This is a genomic window from Microbacterium sp. MMO-113 (genome assembly GCF_037148555.1).
Taxonomy (GTDB): domain Bacteria; phylum Actinomycetota; class Actinomycetes; order Actinomycetales; family Microbacteriaceae; genus Microbacterium.
Genome location: NZ_JBBCTD010000001.1, coordinates 1,375,936 through 1,395,435, shown reverse-complemented (window position 1 = coordinate 1,395,435; position 19,500 = coordinate 1,375,936). Strand labels below are relative to the sequence as shown.

Here is a 19,500-nt window from a genome sequence, read left to right as displayed (position 1 = left end):
CCCCCCCCCCCCCCCCCCCCCCCCCCCCCCCCCCCCCCCCCCCCCCCCCCCCCCCCCCCCCCCCCCCCCCCCCCCCCCCCCCCCCCCCCCCCCCCCCCCCCCCCCCCGCGTGCAGGCGCGTCCTTGTCGCTCACGCCGATCCCGATCATGGGCACTCACGGATCTGCGCCGCCTGCGGCGTAGTAGGTGGTTGTCGAGGTGGCGATCAGTCTGTGCCGGAACGGGGTGAGTTGGATGGCGGGCGCGCCAGCGCCTAGGACACCGAACAGACGATCTCTCCAGATCGCTGCCGAAATGTCAGACGCGGTCGCTACCCTATGAAGCATGACAGTACGGGCACCAGCGGAGACGGGTCTTGCCGAACTCACGGTCGCGCTGCGCAACGCGTGGTCGGCCGACACATCCGTTACTCCTGAAGCCTGGACGCCCTCACTTCCGTCGCAAGGGCAGTGTGCGGTCACGGCACTCGTCCTGCAGGACTACCTCGGTGGGGAACTTCTTCGGGGAATAGTGGACGGTGTCAGTCATTACTGGATCATGTTGGCCTCGGGGAAAGAGATTGATTTAACTCTTGATCAGTTCCCAAACCCCACAATTACTTCGACTGGTGTTCGAGAACGTGACTATCTTTTGTCGAGTACGTCGACCAGCCGTCGTTACAAATTGCTCGCTGACTCTGTAGCAAGACAGGTCCGTGAACATGGGCACATCTGACCGCACCCTCTTTCTCTACACCTCTAACATCCGGGAGCGATACGTTACGGACGCGCTCGCAGCCGTCGCGCATCCGAACGGTGCACGGATTCGGTTCCGCTATGACCGTCGGCATGTCTCTGAAGAGTTGCGCAGTGAATGGTTGCGCTCGACAGGATTGAGTGCGCTGATACACCTTTCGCTTCAGCACCCGCAGCGGTTTCATGAGTCTGCGTTCATCCCGTTGAGGTTAGCGACGGTAGTGGGCGCATCCGAACATGGTGAGATTCTGTCTATCGATCTCGAACTGGGGGATTACTTCACCTTCCTCGGATTGCCGGTCGGTGCCGAGCCCGACAAGACTCAACGGTTGGAACTTGGCCACCGAATTCGCGAGTACTCGAAATTGCTCAGAACGTCTAGTCAGTATCCATCGCCCGACGATGATGTGCCCCACTCAGCAGGCTTTGGTCCAGCAGCTTCATCGTTCAACAATGACCTAGAGGAAACGAAGCTCCCTCTGTCGTCTGGCAATGACGCTGCCTTCCGAGCGATCGTTGACTATCTTTCGTCCACGCTCACCAACCCAGAAAGGTTCTACTTTCGAGTTGTCGGAATACGTGACATCGGCACCGGTGAGTTCGTGGGTGCAAAGGATGGCGAGTTTTGGCTGACGACGGGGCACAGCTACATTCTGGAGATCTTCCACCGTCAGGAGAGCCTTGGGATGATCCCCTCGGAGCTAAGGCTCGCCGTGGGTGAAGGCCTGAGTGCTCGTGATGTTGAGAGCCTGACCCTCACATCAGCGTACGACGCGTTCTCAGTTTTCATCGATGTGCCCAACCGCCCTGACTCGACCCGCAGCTACCTGGAAGTTGGGCCCCGTATTCCCTCGGAGGCCGCATCAATCCGCCTGAACGTTGTGCTGGGCCCGTCCAACGCGCAGAAGTACGCGATTCCAGTAGCCGGAGCGGTTGCAGCTGGCGCCGTTGCCTTCGCAGCGACCGATCTTGTGCCCAAAGATGGCTGGGGAGCTGGGTTTTCCGTTGCACTTGCTGGAGCGGTATTCGGGCTAGGGCTATGGCAGACGAAGCGCGGCCTAAAAATCCTTCCCTGAGTTCGAGGGGGACCAAAAGGGGACCAAAATCAAGCAAACCATGCATTTCGTGACGTGCTCTGCATGATCTGATCCGCGGAATTACGCGGTTTTCGGTGAGATTTGAATCGTCTGGACGCCTGGGGGTCAAGGGGTCGCAGGTTCAAATCCTGTCAGCCCGACCGAGAAGTCCCGGAAACTCAAGGGTTTCCGGGACTTTTCTGCAGGTGGATGTGATCCGATCATCGAAAACCCATCGCTTTGGCTCCCTCGTGGCCCGCTCCGGCCGTCCCGCTCCGGAAGGGGAGCGACCGTGCCGGTTGCTCCCGATCCGTGTGTGGGCCGGATTCAAGCTTCCCCAAGACCGTCGACGTCCGGCAAGCTGAGTGCTAGTCAAGGCGAGGAGGCCGAATGGTGAACAAGCTTGAGATGGGGACGCGTCGGGTCGGGGACTTCATCGACTTCGACCCAGACACCCCCGAGGTGAACATGATCCTCGAGCGCTCGGAGCATGGGATCAGTATCACACTGCCGTGGTCGGAGCCGGGTAGTCCCTACGCGGGTTGGTTTGTCGGCGATGGATTCATGCAGCCATCTGTGCTCGAGGGGGAGGAGCCTGCCGAACGGAAGCCCGTCCCGAAGCGGGTTCTCTTCCATGATTCGCATGGCCCGATTCTTCTCACCGGCTGCCGCGCAAAGGGATTCCATGCGAACTTCTGGGGGCCTGGCAGCGGGACGCTCTGGTCACGGGTCGCGATCCTGGGAGTGGACCACGATGTCGAGTACGACAAGCCCCACGGTCTGAAGACCGAGATCTCCGGTCTCCGGGAGTGGCTCGGCGTCACGTCTTGGAAAGAGACATATACCTGGCCAGACGGCCCAGTCGCCGCTTCATTCAGCTCGGTTGTCGCAGACAAGTTCGAGATCGGTGACGTCGACGGGATCGCGTTGTCATTCGTGCCGGGGTGGGCCGTCGTCCCCGAAAGTGGGCGCGATGCTCGCACTCTGAAAGACCTGATGAGGTGCACCACGCGGAGCACCGACCCCAGGAGCTGGCGCGACCACTACGCCAAGCATCGGGCGATTTGCGACCTCCTCGTGCTGTCCCGCTGGTGGAACGAGTCTTGTGTCGAGGTACTTGCCTACCGAGAGGATGACCCTCTCACGACGATGGATGGCAAGGAACACGGTGAACAGTGGCGCAACGTCGTGGTGTCTGATGACACGCCGACGGCGCCGCCCAGCGGATACCGCCCCCACATCATCCGGTTCGCCGACCTGCAGGTCGGGGGGATCAAAGCTTGGATTGCCCTGCATGACGAGTTCTCCCGAGCTCTCGATCCCGTGATCACTTGCATCAACCTGAAAGAGGCCGGTGGTCACACTCGGCTCGCGCACACCGGCCCCGGCCTGGAAGCCCTGGGCTACCTGTTGATGATCCGAGATAGCGTCGCGGAGAAGGACGCGGCCCATGCCTCACTGCGCGCGCGTCTGGAACGAATACTCGCCGATCTCGGGGACAGCTTGCCGTTCGAAGGAGCGGACTGGGTCGACTCATTCGTCGAGGTATACAACGGGATCAAGCACGCCAACCGCGCGGAGCCCGACATGGTAGACGTGCTCAACGCTTGGCAGCGGGGCGTGCTCGTCGTCCGAGCGTGGGTTGCCGCGGAGCTGGGAGTGCCTTTGGATGAGCTGAAGACCCGCCTCAAAGACGACTCGCAACAGCACGGCTTTGTGAAGGTCACATAACGTCCGCCGGATCACCAGGGCAGGTCCGAGCCAGCTAGACCCTGGCCGGTCAGGCAGCTAGGCCTGTGCCTCCTCCGCCTGTCCCGGGCCGTCCAGCGAGAGGGAGTCCAGGACGAACTCCCGGAGGACAGATGGATCGACATCGGGGCTCGGGAGATCATCAAGCTGATACGAAAGCCCGGTCCTCGCTGCCGTCACCTGTTCAAGAAACCTTGACCTCATAGCAGTCGAGACAACCGCCGCAAACTCCGGTTGGGCGAATCGCATCTCGTACGTGATGTCGCTTCCCACCCACCGAGAGAAGCGAACGAAGGCGCTGGCAACGCGCACGTAGCTGTCAAAACTATCGATTGCGTTGTCAAGAATGCCCTCGACCCTCTCGACCCCGTAAGACCAGGCGATCAGCTCGATTGAACTGGTCAATCGAATGTGGTCGTCGAGCAACTCATCCTTTCGGGTGCGAACGGCATTGAGCCAGTAGTCGGCGAAGCCTCGAGCAATCGACTTGGCGCGATCACGGTCCCGGAGAACGTTCGTGAACTGCATGATCACCGTGAACGAGTCCACTTCGCCGACCGCTTCGATAACGTCGGTGGCTAGGGCCTGCCCTGCCTCCACGCTCAGCGCGACTTCTCGTGCCAGCCAGGGAGTTAGAGTCGTGCGCGGCGAACCGGGGATGCGAGGGTCCGTGAGGCGACGTCGGACACGCTCGAGCAGAAATTCGACCAATGCGCGGCTGGTCGAGCTTGCATCGCGCCGATGCTCGAACGCGCGCTTGTATCCGAGATTCGCGGTCGCGTCTGCACCGTCGAGCAATGCGATGAGCTCGTCCAGCCGTTCTGACTCTCCTCGGTCGACGAGGTCGTCGACCACAGCCGCGATCAACTCATCACTCACATCATCCTCGGGAAGAGCCAGCAGCAGGTATCGCCCGAAGTAGACCTCATCTGCCACTGACCGTGGATGTGCGTAATGGCTGCTTACTTCGTCAAGACTGATGCCGGGGAACAGTAAGTCGAGCACCCTCGCTATGTCCCGTGGGTCGCCCGCTGGGTCAACGCCGCGGATTCGCGCTAGCCAGTCGTCGAGCGGGATCTTCTCACTAGTAAGCAAGCCGGTGCTTCGGGTCCCAGACTTCAGTTCCGAGTGCCAGCGAGACAGCTGGCTCCAAACGCCATGAGCCTCGAGGCGCAACCATGTAACTCCGGCGTAGTCGAGCACGTCGAGCTCAGCGTCTCGAACGTGAGTTGCGAAGGCCAGCAACTGCGACCGAAAGCGCCCCAGCGTTCGGGGCGTTCTGATCATGGGAGCAAGCACATGTGCGAGTTCGGCCTCACGCTGTAGCCCATGATCATCCAGGCGGGCGCCGCTTGCCTCCATCAACTGACTCAGCGTCTGGTGGGTTAGTCGTAACGCGGCGGCCCGCGAGATGGGCGGTACTTCGAATGGGTATTGAACGATCTTCTCCATGAAGGAAGTGGCACGCCCCACGGACCCACTAACCTCAAGGAGTTCCTCAATCGTCGCCTGGTCGTACGCCATCAAGTAGTGGATTCCCCGGAACCTGCCGAGCAGTCGCACCACGCGCAGCAAGTTCATGAGCTCGGACCCAGCCAGCCGGTCTACATCGTCGATCACGACCAGCACCCGCGTGCCCACCTCGGCAACGGTTGAAGACAGTTCTTCAAACTGCTTGTGCCAGGGCGGCCGCGATGCGAGGGTGGCGAGCACTTCGTTCGCTACACCGCCGGCCGCCGCGCCCGCGAGTGGCACCGCATTTAGTAAGGGCGCGACAAAACCGGCGTACCGGGCGAACTTCGCGCGCGTCTCCCCAGACGCGGCGACACCAAGTGCATCAGCGAGAGTCGACACGAATTCGAAGGACATTGCACTCGTGTCTCCGCTTGACCACGGCGTGAAGTCCGCAACGATCCAGTCATCAGACAGCTTCGATCTGACCTGCTGGATGATAGAGGTCTTCCCAGACCCCCATTCCCCGACCAGCCCGAAAACTGTGCTTGGATCACTCGCGGTGCTTTCGCTGATTTGAGAGACGACGGTGGCGACAAAGGGTCCGCGACCAAGCTCATCCCCAGTCGCGTCCGTTAGCGGCTCATCGGCCCACGGTGCCGGGTCGTGCTGGTGCCGTTCGTATGCCATGGTCACAGATTGGCACGATCAAGCGTGCGGACCTCTTCACACACGCCCAGCCGGGCGTTGCACACCGCTGTAGGGTGCGTTAGGACTGGCACTCGCGACGGGGTCGCTCACGTACTCGTGTCGTGTCGAGTCGAGGCCGGTTGGTCGTCAACCTGCCACAGCGGGATCTGCCCACCATCTGTCCATTCCACAACCGTGCTCCCCGAGCAGCGTGCGAGAAGATGGGAGCGAGCGGCAGATTCGCCACCATTCACCACGGGATGAGGGGTTCTACAGTGACCGACATGGCGGGCTCGGTTTACCGAGGGATAATTGCGACGACGAAGCCGACCGTTCTTACCTCTGGCGAGCACGTGGTCTTCGCGAGGCAGGCGCTCGAGGGCATGATCACACAGATCGACGGTGGCTTCATTCCGCTCTCTGAAGAGCATCTCACCATCTACCCGCCTTTGGGACGCATCGTTAGTGGGTCGCTCGAGCCGACTGAAGACGGCTACGAGGCGTTGGTTATCGAAGGCGTTACGTTGCCAATCCACGATCGCGATGACGACAACGATCCATTCGCGTCGTCGAGCGACATGCCGGAGGAACCGCCGGAGTCCGTCGAAGTCAACGTGCAGGTTGAGACCCGGAACTTCGAGCCCGAAGTGTGGAGTGAACTCGCGGTTGCCAGCCCGCTTCCCATCCATGAGGTTCAGAAGTGGTCATCGCTGCCGCCCATCGAGTGGCTGCTCGCCATTCCGGTTACGTGGGGCGCGGCGAAGTTCGCAGGCAGCTTCCTCGAGCGTCTCGGAGGGTTGACGGCAGATCGCCTAACCCAGTGGATCGGGCGCGCCTCGGATGCAGCGAAAGAGTCCGGACGCGATCGGTTCGTGACCCTCTCGTTCGACCTCTCGGACGGGCGCCGACTCTTGGGCTTCGTCCCCTTCTCTGCGGGCACCGACCTTACCGAGCTTGGGACCGCCGTCGACAGCGCTGGCAAGCTGGCCGAGATCGCTGGGAGCTGGCGGGATGCAACCCGGGTGGACGCCCAGATCGTCGCATATCTATACTCCGCTGGGCAGTGGCGCCTGGCGTGGTTTGTCACGGACTCGATGGTTCTCAGAACGCCCTACTTCGTCAAGCATCTCCCAGATCCGTCGCGCTTCCTCCAGGAATAGGTTGACCTTCGGCCACACTCAACGCGTCAGGACTCAATCGTCAACAACGGTCGCCTCGTCGATCCATCGGGCAAGCACGCTGAAGGCGGCTAGTTGCTCCACGGCCTCTTGCTCTGAAGCTCCCCTTCGTCATGACTCGCGGGGTTTCGAATGCCGGCGTAGCAGTCCTTCGCAAACGCCGCGATTCCTCATCGCGAGCTCAGCGAGGTTCCACCGCCGTCGTCATTCGGCGGCCGAAGCCGAGTCTCGGTTCCAGCATCGCATCATTGATGCGGAGCCGGTGGTCGTCGTGGACCACGAGCCGTCGTAGGACGGCCCTGTGGAGCTCAGCGATCTTACCGATACGCCGCTCATACTGATGGCGGACACGTGCGGGTTGACGACCTTCACCACCGATCTCTTCGTCGCGAACGACCTGCCGTTGAGCGCCTACGACGGTGAGGCGGCGACCTATCGGATGCTCGAGGAATGGGCCAAGCTGGGCCTCGGTAACGCGGTCATCGCGCGCTCGAAGCTCGCCTCCCCGGACGCGCCGCACCGCCCGCTGAGTGAACACGGCATGGACTTGGAGATCTTCTACGAGGCCGTCTGGGACGCTTCCTCCCCGCTCACCGACGACCTGGCCGACCTCACCGCCGTGCTCTCGCTGGACGCGGCCACTGCCGACTCATAAACAGGGGTTATCTCTCGATCACGTGCGCTCGTCCACTCCCGACGGCTGCCGCTTCGTAGCGTGGAGACGAGACGGCACCCGCCGTCCAGGACGGAGAGGAGCCGCATCATGGCCGAGCTCGACAGGGAACTCACCGGACGCGCCGCGATCGTGATCGGGGGCACGAGCGGGATGGGCCTCGCCATCGCTGAGCGGATCGGACGGGAGGGCGCGATCGTCGTCCTCGTCGGACGGCGCGAGGAGAAGCTGGAGAATGCGCGGGCGTCTCTCATCGGCCAAGGGCATCGATGGGACCGTCCTCCAGGCCGATCTGACGGACCCCGCGAGAGTGGAAGCACTCCGGGCCCGGCTCGCCGCCGAGCACGCCGATGCCGACCTCCTCGTCAACGCCGCGGGTGAGTTCGCGCCGAAGCCGTTCCTCGAGCACACCGAAGCGGACTACGACGCGTAGCTCGAAGGGCTTCATCGGGAAGGACGAGGTCGACGGGGTCGTGTCGAGCTTCGACGCCTTCCACCCGCTCGGCCGGGTGGGAACCCCCGAGGACATCGCCGAGGTCGCCGCGTTCCTGCTCTCCGACCGCGCGAGCTGGGTGACCGGTGCGGTCTGGGACGCCGACGGCGGCGTCATGGCCGGTCGCAACTGACGCCCGCTCCTCGCGGAGTCCCGGAACCTAGCGGCTCGGCGAGGTCTCCTCAAGCCCCTCGGCCACTCCGGTTCCAGCCGGGAGACTGGGGGGCAGCCCGATCGAAGGAGGAGACATGGAATCGACACCCGACGACGTCGGCGGTCAGCCGCTGCGCGACGGCGACGCGACCACCGAGGCTGACCCGAGCAACGATCCCGCGCAGGCGGAATGGGAACGCACAGAAGCCCTCGACGACGGTGCGGCACCGGAAGATCTGGCGGCGCAGACCGCCACCAGCCGTGATCCCGACGAGATCCCCGGTCCCGACGATGAGGTGCCGGCGGAGGACCTGCCGGGCTCCACCCCGCAGCCAGAGAGCCAGGGGGAGGACCCGGTCCTCGCCGACCTCGGCGAGGAAGGCCAGGGCGACCTGGGGCCGGGGGACGTCTGATGGCCATCACGACGATCGTCACCCGCTCGAAGAACGGCCAGTGGGTCAACGAGGTGGAGGGCGCGCCGGAGCTCTCCCGCAGCTACACCAGCCGTGACGAGGCGATCGAGGAGGGGGAAGCACTGGCTTCCGAGCGCGGTGCCCGCCATGAGATCGAGGAGAGCGAGCCGACCGGCACCATCACCGACGGCGGCGACCCGAGCGACGTCTGAAGCACCACGGTTGCTCAGCGCATGATGACGAGTTCGCGCGTCGTGCGGGTCATCGCCACATAGCGGTCGACCGCCCCCGTGCGCCCGGAGCCGAATGCCTCCGGGCGCACGAGGATCACGAGGTCGAACTCCAGTCCTTTGGCCTCCTCCGGTGTCAGTACCCTGACCCGCGGACTCGGCGCGAAGGTGGGGTCGCCGATGACTGCAGCGACTCCCTCCGGGTTCGCCGCGAGCCACGCCTCCAGCACCGCGTCGCGCTCGGCCACCGTGCCGTGCCGGACCGGGATGCCGCTCTCCCGCACGGACGTCGGGACATTGGCGTCGGGCAGCGCTTGGCGGATGGTCGGTGCGGCCAGCGCCATCACCTCGGCCGGCGTGCGGTAGTTGACCCGGAGCGAGGCGATCCGCACGTTCCGCAGGCCGAGGCGTTCGAGGCGATCCGCCCAGGACTCCGGGAAGGCCCTCCGTGCCTGGGCCCTGTCGCCCACGACGGTGAAGCTGCGAGAGGGGCACCGCGCGATCAGCGTTCGCCACTGCGCATCGGTGAGCTCCTGCGCCTCATCGACGACGATGTGTCCGAAGGGGCCTGCGAGCTCATCCGGCGGGAGCGGGGGAGGTGCGTCCGCTCCCGCGAGCACGTTCCGCGCATCTTCGCCGCGCAGGATCGACATCACCTTCATCTCGCTGTCATCGCTTTCGATGAGGTGGTCGACGACCGCGGACATCTGTTCCTCGGCCGCGGCGGCTGCCACGTGTCGCCGGTGCTGCTCTCGGACGGCTTCGGGGTCGCCGATCCGGCGGTGCGCTGCGTCGAGCAGGGGAAGGTCCGCGTCCGTCCAGGGTGCCCCTTCTGCTCGGCTCAGCAGAGCGCGCTCGTCGGCCGTGAGGTCGGGCGCGCACTGCTCGAGCAGCGTCGGGGATGCCCAGAGCGCGGCGACCACCGCCTCCGGTGCCAACAGCGGCCAGGCCCGCCGGAAGGTCGCCGTGAGTTCGTCGTCCTGCCGCAGCCACCGGCGGATCGAGGACTCGGAGACCTCCGCGTCGCGGACCTGGTCCACGAGCATCTCCAGCACCTCCTCCCAGACCTCGTCGCGCGCTTCGTTGTGCGGCGACGCCGGATCCGCTGTGGCGAACAGGTCGGCCCAGTCCTCGCGGCTCACCCAGAGATCGGCCCACGGTGTCTCGAGGCGGAGAGCGTGCGTCGGCGGCCGGGTCAGCGCCGAGATCGCCGCGGGGATCACCTGCTCCGGGTCGAGGCGCTGCTTGATCTCAGCCACCCGGGGATCCGCCTCCGGGATGGCGCCCGCGCCTTCGGGAGTGAGGTCGCGCAGGGTGCACAATCTCACCGTGTCCTCGCCGAGGCTCGGCAGCACATCCTCCACGTAGCCGAGGTACTGCGGGTTCGGCCCCACGAGGAGCATGCCGCCGGCTCCGTTCGTCAGCCGCGGCTCGGCGTACAGGAGGTGCGCGGCGCGATGCAGCGCGACCACCGTCTTGCCGGTGCCCGGGCCGCCGTCGACGACGAGCGCACCGGGCGAAGGCGCTCGCACGATGGCGTCCTGATCCGCCTGGATGGTCGCCAGCACGTCGCGCATCCGCCCGGTCCGGTGGGCGTCGAGGCTGGCGAGAAAAGCCGACTGGTCGTCGAGGGAGGCGGCGCCGTCGAGGCCCTCCGGCGACAGGGCCTCGTCCCAGTAGTCCGTGATCCTGCCACCTTTCCACCGGTACCGTCGCCGGGAGAGGAGGCCCCGGGGGTCTTCCCAGGTCGCGGCGAAGTACGGTTCCGCAGCCCGAGCCCGCCAGTCGACGAGCAGGCGGGTGCCGTCCGCATCGGACACCCCGGCGCGACCGATGTACACCGGCGGTCCGGCCGCGGGGGTCATCCGGCCCAGGCACATGTCGATGCCGTAGCGCTCCCGCAGGCGCAGCGTCGCGCTGAGGCGGCGGATCTCCAGGTCGCGATCGACCGCCGTGACGCCCGCGTCCGCGGCCTGCCGGCGCACGAGGGCGAGACGAGCGGTCAGGGCGTCGCGTTCCCGGGAGAGGGCGACGCCGAGCCGTCGGAGGTGGACGCGGTCGGCGGCGATGAGGTCGTCTGCGGACTTCGCCGCATGGTCGGCGGACAGGTCAAAGGGGTCGAGCACCGGAGGTCTCCTTCGCGAGGGCATGCGGGGCACGCGAGTCGTCGATTCTGCCTCTCGAGGGGGGCCTTGTGGCAAGCCCCCACCCCGGCGATATCCTGGAGATGCAGGGAGACGAGGGGACCTCACCATGACCCATCGGATCGGCTACCTCATCGGCAGCCTCGCATCGGACTCGATCAACCGCGTCCTGGCCACGGCGCTCGTGCGGCTGGCTCCGCCGGACCTGGAGCTCGTGGAGATCCCGATCCGCGACCTCCCCCTCTACAACCGCGACGACGAACTCGAACCGATCGCTGCGGTCACCGCGTTCAAGAGCGCGATCGAGGGCGCGGACGGGCTGCTGCTCGTGTCTCCGGAGTGCAACCGCTCCATCCCCGGGGCGTTGAAGAACGCCATCGACTGGGGCTCGCGACCCTGGGGGCACAACTCGTTCGCACGCAAGCCCACCGGCATCATCGGCGCCTCGACCGGAGCGATCGGCACCGCGGTCATGCAGTCGTCGATGCGGAGCGTGCTGAGCTTCCTCAATGCGCCCCAGCTGAACGCCCCGGAGGCGTACATCACGTTCCGACCCGAGGTGTTCGGCACCGACGGGCAGGTGTACGACGCCGACACCGAGAAGTTCCTCGGCACTACATGGAGGAGTACGCGGCGTTCGTCGAGCGGGTGCTGTCGCTCACCGCTCCGGGTCACGTCGGCGACCGGTAGCCGCCGCCGCGCTCGCCGCGTCAGGAGAGCGTGTCCGCCACGAGGGCGCTCAAGGCCAGGGCGTCGTGGGGTGCGTGCCCGCGGGCGTCGTTGTCGAAGTACACGAAGACGTCGCGCGGTGTCCCGTCGTCGGCGCCGGTCCCGTCGGCCCACCCGCGGATGAGCCTCGCCCACTCCCGCAGCTCCGCCTCGGTGTAGGCGCTGTGGTAGAGCATCTGCGCGCCGTGGAGGCGGACGTAGACGAAGTCGGCGGTGAGGGCGTCGAACCGCGGCCACGTCCCGGCGGTGTCGGCGATGACGAGGGAAGTCCCGTGATGCTGCAGGAGCCTCAGGCTCGAGGGGTCGGCGAAGGAATCTGAACGCGGTTCGAGGGCGAAGCGGAGCGGGCGGTCGGCATCGATCTCCAGCCACGCCCGGTCCTGCAGCCGCTCGTCGTGCCGCCGGGCGAGGGAGAGGGCCTCCGCCGTCGTCTGCGGAAGGGCGTCGAGGAACGCCTCCACGAGCTCCGCGTCGAAATGCTGCCTCGCGGGGAGCTGCCAGAGGATCGGTCCGAGGCGGGGACCGAGGGCGAGGACGCCCGAGGCGAAGAAGTTGGCCAGCGCCTGTTCGACGTTGCGCAGCCGCAGCATGTGGCTGACGTAGCGTGAGCCCTTGACCGCGAACACGAAGTCGTCGGGAACGCTCGCCGCCCACCGGCGGTAGCTCTCGGGCCGCTGCAGAGAGTAGAACGAGCCGTTGAGTTCGACGGTGGGGAACTGCGATCCGATGTGCTCGAGCTCTCGACGCTGCGGCAGGCCGCGCGGGTAGAAGTCGCCGCGCCACCGGGCGTACCGCCACCCGGAGACGCCGATGCGTACCCGGCCCTGCTTGCTCTGCCGCGTCATGGCCGCCTCCGTCGGGTCAAGCCCCTTGCCGCTGCCGTTCGGCGTCGGCAGGCTGGACTCGTCCACACCGAAGGAGGAGAAGCCATGTCTCTCAATGACCATCCGATCGACGATGTGAAGCCCGAGGCGGACCTGCAGGAGCAGGAGCGCCTTGCGGAGGAGGTTCCCGAGGACCCGGAAGTTCCGACCCCCTCGGCACCGGAGCCGCATCCCATCGAGGCGGACCCCGCGGACGCCGCGGAGCAGCGCATCGAAGTGCAGCTGGATGAGGACGGCCTCGACGAGCCCACCGACGGCTGACGGCCTCCGGCGGCAGGTGCACCGGGGCGGCGGTCGAGACAGGGGAGAGGCGTCATGACGAACGACCGTAGCCCGAGCGGTGCACGCCCTCGCCGGGGTTGACGCTCGGCGGGACGGCGGCTAGCCGCGGGGTATGCCCTCTCGACGGGACCGCCCCAACCCGGTGCTGCCGAGAGGGCTCACCGTCCTACCCGGACGGTTGGGGAGGCGGCGAAGTCTCGCTGTCTCTACGGCTGATCCCCCAGAGATTCAGCCGGTAGCCCCCGCTACGAAGAGCAGAATATCCCTTAATCCTCTTGTCCGCCATTTGGGGGACAAAACTTTCTTCGAAAATTCTGCGCGGCTCCCGGCTCTGTCGCCGATACGGGCCGTTCCGTAGGGTGGGGGCATGGACAGGATGCTCGTCTTCGCTGGTCAGGTCGCACTTCCGGTCGGGCACCGGGTCGAGGTCTCCGAACTCGTCGACCCGCAGACGGAGGAGCCCGTCGTCCTCTCGCTGCTCGATCTGGACACCGGCATCCGCTATCGACGCGCCGAGGAGCCGCGCGCCGAGGTGACGCACTGGATCGGTCGCGTCCTCGACTGCACGGTGGCCGTGGGCGTCGCTCCGCGGACGTCGCTGCTCATCGACCCCATCGGGCCGTCGGCCAGCGGCGCGGGCATCGCTCTGCGCGGCGCGGACGCGGCGGTCAACGCGGCCAAGGCCGAGGCGGATCGCTGGGGTGGATCGGACCGTCCCGCTCCGGAGGAGCCCGAACGCTTCTGGTGACCACCGGAAGCCGGGCGCCTCGGGCGCCGGACTCATCGGGCACCGGACTCATCGGAAGTCCCGCGAGCGGTGCATGACCCCCGTGCGGAGGTCTTCGAAGGCGTCGGCGAGCACATTGACGACCCCCTCCGGTGAGCGCTCGAGGATGCCGCGGATGATGAGCGCCGGGGACTCTCGGGCGATACGACCGAACCGACCCCAGACCCCCGTCGAGCAGATCACGTTCACCAACCCGCTCTCGTCCTCGAGGTTGACGAAGGTGACGCCGGCGGCCGTGGCGGGGCGCTGTCGATGGGTGACGAGACCGGCCACCTCGACGCGTCGTCCGGTCTCGTGCCGCTGCAGGTCCGCGGCCGTCAGGACGCCGCGAGCCCGGAGGTCGTCGCGGAAGTGCGTCATCGGGTGGTCGTCGGTCGAGATACCGGTCGCCCAGAGGTCGGCCGAGAGGCGCTCGTAGCTGGTCTGGTCGGCGAACAGCGGGGGCTGCACCGCCACCGTGGTCCCCGGAAGGAACCGGGCGCGGTCTTCCGCGGCGGCTCCGGCGAGCCAGATGGCCTCCCGGCGCTCCAACCCGAGGCACGCGAAGGCTCCGGCGGTGGCGAGGGCCTCCAACTGAGCGGCCGTCGCGTCGGTCCGGCGCACGAGGTCGTGCAGATCGCGGTAGGGACCGTGCGCCTCCCGCTCGGCGACGATGCGCTCCGCCATCGGCACCCCGATCCCGCGGATGCCGCTGAGCCCGAGGCGCACCGCGAACCGTCCGTCCCGCCGGTGCGCCGCGGACTCGTCCGGTGCGCTCCGGTCGAAGCGGTGCACGGGTGGTTGCGGGTCGGCCAGGCAGTCGTCCCTCCCGGTCGTCCCTGCGGCGTCCGGCGTGAGGGGTTCGAGGGTCTCGGTGGCGGAGGAGAGATGGAGATCCGGGCGACGGACCTCCACACCGTGCCGACGGGCATCCGCCGTGAGGGTCGCAGGGGAGTAGAAGCCCATCGGCTGCGACCGCAGCAGGCCCGCGAGGAAAGCGGCCGGATAGTGCAGCTTCAACCATGAGCTCGCGTAGACGAGCAGGGCGAAGGACAGGGAATGGGACTCGGCGAAGCCGAAGTTCGAGAACGCCTGGATCTGCGCGTAGATCCGGTCGGCGGCATCGTCGACCAGCCCGCGGCGGGCCATCCCGGCGTACAGCTTGTCCCTGACCTTCTCGATCTTCTCCAGACCCCGCTTCGATCCCATCGCCCGGCGCAGCAGGTCGGCCTCATCGGCCGTGCAGTCGCCGACGGCCGTGGCCATCTGGATCAGCTGCTCCTGGAAGATGGGGATGCCCAGAGTCCGCGCGAGGATGTCCTCCAGGTCGCTGTGCGGGTAGGGGATGGGGAACTCCTCCGGGGGCTCGCCCCTGGCCTCCCGCTCCCGGTTCACCTCGTCCACCTTGTCCTTCGCCATCTTCCGACGGACGAACGGGTGCACGGCGCCGCCCTGGATGGGTCCGGGGCGGATGAGAGCGATCTGGATGGCGAGGTCGTAGAAGCGTCGCGGCTGCAGCCGGGGGAGCAGCCCGATCTGCGCGCGGGACTCCACCTGGAAGACGCCGATCGAGTCGGCCCGGCAGAGCATGTCGTAGACGCCGGCCTCCTCCTTCGGCAGGGTCTCCAGCGTCCACTCCTCGCCCGTCGCCTCCCGGACCAGGTCGAAGCAGTGCTGCAGCGCCGCGAGCATGCCCAGACCGAGGAGGTCGAACTTCACCAGTCCCATGAAGGCGGCGTCGTCCTTGTCCCACTGGATGACGGTGCGGTCCTCCATGCGGGCGTGCTCGACCGGCACCACCTCACCGACCGGCCGGGCTGTGAGCACCATGCCGCCCGAGTGGATCCCCAGATGCCGTGGAGCCTTCAGCAGCTCGGCCGCGTAGTCGAGCACGGTGTCGGGGATGTCGTGGCCCTCGACGGGTTCGAGCCCCGATCCCCAGCCGTCCACCTGCCGCGACCAGGAGTCCTGCTGTCCCGGAGAGTGCCCCAGGGCTCTGGCCATATCGCGGACCGCATTCTTCGGCCGGTACTGGATGACGTTCGCCACCTGAGCCGCCCGCTCCCTGCCGTACTCCCGGTAGACCCACTGGATGATCTCCTCCCGTCGCCGTGAGTCGAAGTCCACGTCGATGTCCGGCTCCTCCGTGCGGGTGGTGGCGAGGAAGCGCTCGAAGGGAAGACGGTAGAGGATCGGGTCGACCGCGGTGATGCCCAGCAGATAGCAGACCGCGCTCGCCGCGGCCGAACCCCGGCCCTGGCAGAGGATGCCGCGTCGCCGGGCCTCCGTCACGATGCCGTGCACGATGAGGAAGTACCCGGGGAAGTCCTTCTCCTCGATCACGTCGAGCTCGCGGGCGATGCGCCGACGGCCGTCCGCGTCCAACCGCGGGTACTTCGACGGGACAGCCTCCCAGACGAGGTGCCGCAGCCAGCTCATCGGCGTGTGCCCCGTCGGCACGTCCTGACGGGGGAGAGCCGGGCGCGCCATCCGGAGCGGGAAGGCCGAGGCCGCGGCCAGCTCCAGGCCGTGCGAGATCGCACCGGGGTACCGTCGGAAGCGCGCGGTCATCTCCGCCCCGCTGCGCAGGTGCGCGCCGCCGTGGGCCGGCAGCCAGCCGTCGAGCTCGTCCATGCTCCGGACCGCACGGACCGCGGCCACCGCCTCGGCGAGGGGGGCCTGGTCCGGGCGGGCGTAATGCACGTTGTTGGTCGCCACGACGGGCAGCCGCATCCGGCGGGCGAGGTCGGCGAGGGCGTCGTTGCGCCGGGTGTCCAGCGGATCGCCGTGGTCGAAGAGCTCGACGGAGACATTGTCACGTCCGAAGAGGTCGACGAGGTGGCGTAGCGGCGCGGCGGCGTCTCCGGCCTCCAGGCCCTGCCGTACCGCCCCCTTGCGGCAGCCGGTGAGGATCGTCCAGTGCCCGTCGGCGGTCGCCGCGAGCTCGTCGAGGTCGTAGACCGGGCGCCCTTTCTCCCCGCCGCGGAGCTGGGCCGCGGTGATCGCTCCGGACAGGCGGTGGTACCCCTCGAGGCCCCGGGCGAGCACCAGCAGATGAGTGCCCGGCGGGTCGGCGGCCCCCTGCGGAGCGGAGGGCAGATCGAGAGAGAGCTCGGCACCGTAGACGGTCTGCAGGCGCAGCTCCATGAGCTCCGCCAGCTCGGCGAAGCGCGCGGCGCCGTAGAACCCGTCGTGGTCGGTGAGGGCGAGCGCGCTCAGGCCGAGACGCTCGGCCTCCGCGAGGAGGTCCTCGGGGGAGGACGCCCCGTCGAGGAAGGAGTAGGACGAGTGCGCGTGCAGCTCGGCATAGGGCACGGCCTCCTCCGGACGCTCCGGGAGGGACGGGGGGACGCGCTTCCGTGGACGACTCACCGGCCCGGGGTCCGGTCGGAGCCTCGGCGGCGCGGAGGTCGCTTCAGGGGTGGGCTCTCCGCTGAGGGTGCGTTCGAGCTGATCCCAGGTCAATGGCGGATTGTGCCAGCCCATCAGCGGTACCTCCCTTCAGCCCACCAGCGCTCGCCGGCCAGGAAGACGAGCCAGGCGCGGTCTCGGTCGTCGACGATCTGGAGTCGGTGGCCTCGCTTGCCGCCGCCCGTGCTCCAGCGCCGTTCGTGCACGGGCCACGGGCCGGCCCAGGCCTGCACGGTCGCCCCGTCGATGCGGGCGGGGTCGTGCGTGAGGGCGCCACGATCATCGACGTCGATCGTGCTCCCGTCCGCAGCGACGACGCCGATGGGGCGCGGCGGGCGGAACACCTCGGAGGGGAGAGGGTCGGGAAGGCTCCCCGGCCAGGGGGACCGCGGATCACGAGGCGGGACCGGACGCTCGCCCCACGGCGTGAGCACCTGACGATCGGCGAGCCAGCGCCCTCCGGAGAGGGCAGCGGTGACCACGCCCTGATGCCCCAGCATGGTCTGCACCCGTGAGACCGCGTGATGCAGTCGCTCATCGGTGCCCGAGCCGAAGAGTCCTGGTTGGTGATGGGCCGCATCGTCCACCGCGACGGGGAGGAGGCGGGCGGCCACGATGCCCCCGAATGCCCTGGCCTCGTCGACGGGCGCGCTCGCGGTCAGGGCGGCCAGCGCCTCCAGCTGCCAGCGCACGCGGTCCACGAGGTCGGCGGCGTCGAAGCTCGTCGGGTGCAGCCAGGTGCGGGAGTGGACGGCGCCGTCGTCGTCTGTCAGGTCGATCCGCACCTCGGTGCACACGAGCGACGCGTCCGCCAGAGCGAGCATCACGGCATCGGCGGTCTGCCGCACGGCGAAGGCCACCTGGTCGGTGCCTCCGAGAGGGGACTCGAACTCGATGGTCCTGGCCAGTTCGGGGTCGGGCGGCCGGGGAGTCAGGGGCCGGGAGTCGGCGCCGGCGGCGAGGGCCTGCAGGCGGGCGCCGTGTTCGCCGAAGCGGTCGCGGACGTCGAGAGGGGCGAGCGCGGTGAACTCGCCGAGAGTGCGTACGCCGAGGCGGAGGAGGAGATCGCTGATCTGCTCGTCGCGGAGCACCTGCACGGGATAGGGGGCCAGGAACTCGCGGGAGCCGCCCGGAGGTACGACCGTGCAGGACGCCGTTCCTCGGGCCGCGATCTCGGCGGTGAAGGGTCCGTCGGCGACGCCGACACGCACTTCGGGGAAGCCGGCAGCGGCGAGGATCGTGGACAGGGCTGTCGCCGCCTCGGCCTCCCCGCCGTGATAGCGGGCGATCCCGCGGGCGCGCAGGATCGCGAGGCCGGGACGCAGCAGCGTCACACCCGGGGCGTGCTTCTCGATGAGCTGCAGCACCGGGACGAAGGCACGCTCGTCCTTCTCGGCGTCGTGGGGGAGGACCTGCAGCGAGGAGAGGAGGCCCTGGGCGACGCGGCGACGCTGCCCGATGCGGACGCCGTGCGCGCGAGCGGATGCGGTGCAGGCGACGACCATGTTGGCCTGTACCAGGGCCGTGGGCGGATGCGACCCTCCGCCCAGCACCGCTCGCAGCGGCCAGTCGGGGAACCAGAGGACGAGGACACGGAGAGGGGCGTTCATCCCGCCTCCGCCCAGAAGAGGAGGTCGGATGACCCGGCCTCAGCGCTGTCCGTCGCCGAGGGGGCGAGCGGCGGCAGGGCGGTCAGCTCTGCGCCCACGGTCTCCACGGCTCCGTGCCCGCCGGGCAGTCGGACACGCACGCTCGAGGCGCGAGGGCTGTGCCTGGTCCGCGCCGTGACCGTCACTGTGCAGTCCGAGAGCAGCCCCCACCCCTCGCCGAGCCCATGCCAGTCCGGATCGTGGAGCCGGATGGTCCCCTCGCTCTGCGCCCAGCGCCCCGCGCCCGGTTCCTCCGCCACGAGCAGCGTGGACCCGCGGTCGCGCAGACGGGCGCTGAGTCGGGACACATCGGCATCCCGTGCCCTCGTCGTGGGCTGCACGACGATCAGGGGCACCACCTCGGCCAGCGCGGATGCGACGGCGAGCCAGCGGTCCCCCGGGTCGGGGACGAGGATCAGTCGGCTCAGGTCGATGCCGTAGGCGGCAGCGGCCTCGACCCCCAGGGTGGGCATGCCGATCACCGCGCACCAGTGCCCGCGGTCGGAGGAGGCGCTGAGCAGCGCGAGCACGAGGGCGGGCGAGGGGGAGACGGTGTACGAGGTGCCCGTCTGCAGCCCCTCCTCCGGCAGCAGTGCGGCGAAGGCGGGATCGAGGGGGAGGAGCGTGTGCTCGCTGCGCCGCCGCTGCATCCGGCTGATCTCGCGGCGCAGCCGCAGCACCTCTCCGGCGCGGCTGTCGCTGGTCGGAGAGAGCGCGGTCATCGCATCGAGCCCGATCCCCATGTGTCCATCCTCGAAGATATGTACGAGTAAAGCAAGTGGCGCGACTGACGT

Annotated in this window: 17 protein-coding genes and 2 pseudogenes; 13 read left to right on the top strand and 6 right to left on the bottom strand. The window is 67.7% G+C overall.

Translation table 11 applies throughout. The annotated features are described in order from the left end of the window. The first annotated feature begins 324 nt into the window (after positions 1–324). The 3 genes from WFJ36_RS06905 (at position 325) to WFJ36_RS06895 (ending at position 3,541) form a co-directional block, all read left to right on the top strand. On the top strand, positions 325–714 hold the full coding sequence (locus WFJ36_RS06905; protein ID WP_336642952.1) for a YunG family protein: 390 nt from the start codon (positions 325–327) through the stop codon (positions 712–714). Continuing rightward, positions 695–1,810: a hypothetical protein gene (locus tag WFJ36_RS06900; RefSeq protein WP_336642951.1), complete on the top strand. Its 1,116-nt coding sequence runs from the start codon at positions 695–697 to the stop codon at positions 1,808–1,810. The genes WFJ36_RS06905 and WFJ36_RS06900 overlap by 20 nt, the downstream gene beginning before the upstream one ends. 390 nt (positions 1,811–2,200) lie before the next feature. Further along, positions 2,201–3,541 (top strand): HEPN domain-containing protein, encoded by a 1,341-nt coding sequence (locus WFJ36_RS06895; RefSeq protein ID WP_336642950.1) that lies wholly within the window; start codon positions 2,201–2,203, stop codon positions 3,539–3,541. A gap of 57 nt (positions 3,542–3,598) precedes the next feature. Here WFJ36_RS06895 and WFJ36_RS06890 read toward each other — a convergent pair whose 3' ends face one another. Continuing rightward, positions 3,599–5,701 (bottom strand): P-loop NTPase fold protein, encoded by a 2,103-nt coding sequence (locus WFJ36_RS06890; RefSeq protein ID WP_336642949.1) that lies wholly within the window; start codon positions 5,699–5,701, stop codon positions 3,599–3,601. 284 nt (positions 5,702–5,985) lie between these two features. Between WFJ36_RS06890 and WFJ36_RS06885 the strand changes: the two genes are divergently transcribed. From WFJ36_RS06885 to WFJ36_RS06860, 7 genes and pseudogenes are all read left to right on the top strand, one after another. Beyond that, positions 5,986–6,861, top strand: a complete 876-nt coding sequence (locus WFJ36_RS06885; RefSeq protein WP_336642948.1) for a hypothetical protein — start codon at positions 5,986–5,988, stop codon at positions 6,859–6,861. A 376-nt stretch (positions 6,862–7,237) separates the two neighbouring features. Further along, on the top strand, positions 7,238–7,534 hold the full coding sequence (locus tag WFJ36_RS06880; protein WP_336642947.1) for a hypothetical protein: 297 nt from the start codon (positions 7,238–7,240) through the stop codon (positions 7,532–7,534). Positions 7,535–7,642: 108 nt separating this feature from the next. Then, positions 7,643–7,744, top strand: a pseudogene (locus WFJ36_RS17140) (short-chain dehydrogenase); the annotation flags it as partial. 43 nt (positions 7,745–7,787) lie between these two features. Further along, positions 7,788–7,985: a hypothetical protein gene (locus WFJ36_RS06875; protein WP_336642946.1), complete on the top strand. Its 198-nt coding sequence runs from the start codon at positions 7,788–7,790 to the stop codon at positions 7,983–7,985. A 40-nt stretch (positions 7,986–8,025) separates the two neighbouring features. After that, positions 8,026–8,178: an SDR family oxidoreductase gene (locus tag WFJ36_RS06870; protein WP_442927823.1), complete on the top strand. Its 153-nt coding sequence runs from the start codon at positions 8,026–8,028 to the stop codon at positions 8,176–8,178. A 115-nt stretch (positions 8,179–8,293) separates the two neighbouring features. Continuing rightward, entirely contained in the window at positions 8,294–8,611 is a 318-nt protein-coding gene (locus WFJ36_RS06865; protein ID WP_336642945.1) for a sugar ABC transporter ATPase, read from the top strand. Continuing rightward, positions 8,611–8,823 carry a DUF2188 domain-containing protein gene (locus WFJ36_RS06860; RefSeq protein ID WP_071329871.1) on the top strand — a complete coding sequence of 71 codons (213 nt, stop codon included), beginning with the start codon at positions 8,611–8,613 and terminating at the stop codon, positions 8,821–8,823. The genes WFJ36_RS06865 and WFJ36_RS06860 overlap by 1 nt, the downstream gene beginning before the upstream one ends. Positions 8,824–8,837: 14 nt before the next feature. On the opposite strand, the gene helR is transcribed toward WFJ36_RS06860, so the two are convergent. Next, positions 8,838–10,967 (bottom strand): RNA polymerase recycling motor ATPase HelR, encoded by a 2,130-nt coding sequence (helR, locus tag WFJ36_RS06855; protein ID WP_256209489.1) that lies wholly within the window; start codon positions 10,965–10,967, stop codon positions 8,838–8,840. Between the two features lie 127 nt (positions 10,968–11,094). On the opposite strand from helR, the pseudogene WFJ36_RS06850 reads away from it, so the two are divergent. Further along, positions 11,095–11,675: pseudogene (locus WFJ36_RS06850) on the top strand (NADPH-dependent FMN reductase). Positions 11,676–11,695: 20 nt separating this feature from the next. Here WFJ36_RS06850 and WFJ36_RS06845 read toward each other — a convergent pair. Continuing rightward, positions 11,696–12,559, bottom strand: coding sequence for a DUF72 domain-containing protein (locus WFJ36_RS06845; RefSeq protein ID WP_071329903.1), 864 nt, complete (start codon positions 12,557–12,559; stop codon positions 11,696–11,698). Between the two features lie 84 nt (positions 12,560–12,643). Between WFJ36_RS06845 and WFJ36_RS06840 the strand changes: the two genes are divergently transcribed. Both WFJ36_RS06840 and WFJ36_RS06835 read left to right on the top strand, forming a co-directional pair. After that, positions 12,644–12,859: a hypothetical protein gene (locus tag WFJ36_RS06840; RefSeq protein ID WP_071329868.1), complete on the top strand. Its 216-nt coding sequence runs from the start codon at positions 12,644–12,646 to the stop codon at positions 12,857–12,859. Positions 12,860–13,247: 388 nt separating this feature from the next. After that, a complete protein-coding gene (locus WFJ36_RS06835) occupies positions 13,248–13,628 on the top strand; it encodes a hypothetical protein (protein WP_292790677.1) in 381 nt (126 codons plus the stop codon). Positions 13,629–13,676: 48 nt separating this feature from the next. Here the strand turns inward: WFJ36_RS06835 and WFJ36_RS06830 are convergent, their stop codons facing one another. From WFJ36_RS06830 to WFJ36_RS06820, 3 genes are read right to left on the bottom strand one after another with little or no spacing between them, the layout of a single operon-like run. Beyond that, the gene (locus tag WFJ36_RS06830; protein ID WP_336642944.1) at positions 13,677–17,132 is read right to left on the bottom strand and encodes an error-prone DNA polymerase; all 3,456 of its coding nucleotides are present in this window, start codon (positions 17,130–17,132) and stop codon (positions 13,677–13,679) included. Then, positions 17,132–18,667: a DNA polymerase Y family protein gene (locus tag WFJ36_RS06825; RefSeq protein WP_292790683.1), complete on the bottom strand. Its 1,536-nt coding sequence runs from the start codon at positions 18,665–18,667 to the stop codon at positions 17,132–17,134. The genes WFJ36_RS06830 and WFJ36_RS06825 overlap by 1 nt, the downstream gene beginning before the upstream one ends. Then, on the bottom strand, positions 18,664–19,449 hold the full coding sequence (locus tag WFJ36_RS06820) for a hypothetical protein (protein ID WP_292790686.1): 786 nt from the start codon (positions 19,447–19,449) through the stop codon (positions 18,664–18,666). The genes WFJ36_RS06825 and WFJ36_RS06820 overlap by 4 nt, the downstream gene beginning before the upstream one ends. Between the last annotated feature and the right edge of the window lie 51 nt (positions 19,450–19,500).

Excerpts from the sequence above, each read along its gene's own strand:
- WFJ36_RS06905 (WP_336642952.1), top strand. The coding sequence starts at position 325 with ATGACAGTACGGGCACCAGCGGAGACGGGTCTTGCCGAACTCACGGTC.
- WFJ36_RS06895 (WP_336642950.1), top strand. The coding sequence starts at position 2,201 with ATGGTGAACAAGCTTGAGATGGGGACGCGTCGGGTCGGGGACTTCATC.
- WFJ36_RS06890 (WP_336642949.1), bottom strand. The coding sequence starts at position 5,701 with ATGGCATACGAACGGCACCAGCACGACCCGGCACCGTGGGCCGATGAG.
- WFJ36_RS06885 (WP_336642948.1), top strand. The coding sequence starts at position 5,986 with ATGGCGGGCTCGGTTTACCGAGGGATAATTGCGACGACGAAGCCGACC.
- WFJ36_RS06875 (WP_336642946.1), top strand. The coding sequence starts at position 7,788 with ATGCGCGGGCGTCTCTCATCGGCCAAGGGCATCGATGGGACCGTCCTC.
- WFJ36_RS06865 (WP_336642945.1), top strand. The coding sequence starts at position 8,294 with ATGGAATCGACACCCGACGACGTCGGCGGTCAGCCGCTGCGCGACGGC.
- WFJ36_RS06860 (WP_071329871.1), top strand. The coding sequence starts at position 8,611 with ATGGCCATCACGACGATCGTCACCCGCTCGAAGAACGGCCAGTGGGTC.
- WFJ36_RS06845 (WP_071329903.1), bottom strand. The coding sequence starts at position 12,559 with ATGACGCGGCAGAGCAAGCAGGGCCGGGTACGCATCGGCGTCTCCGGG.
- WFJ36_RS06840 (WP_071329868.1), top strand. The coding sequence starts at position 12,644 with ATGTCTCTCAATGACCATCCGATCGACGATGTGAAGCCCGAGGCGGAC.
- WFJ36_RS06835 (WP_292790677.1), top strand. The coding sequence starts at position 13,248 with ATGGACAGGATGCTCGTCTTCGCTGGTCAGGTCGCACTTCCGGTCGGG.
- WFJ36_RS06830 (WP_336642944.1), bottom strand. The coding sequence starts at position 17,132 with ATGGGCTGGCACAATCCGCCATTGACCTGGGATCAGCTCGAACGCACC.
- WFJ36_RS06825 (WP_292790683.1), bottom strand. The coding sequence starts at position 18,667 with ATGAACGCCCCTCTCCGTGTCCTCGTCCTCTGGTTCCCCGACTGGCCG.
- WFJ36_RS06820 (WP_292790686.1), bottom strand. The coding sequence starts at position 19,449 with ATGGGGATCGGGCTCGATGCGATGACCGCGCTCTCTCCGACCAGCGAC.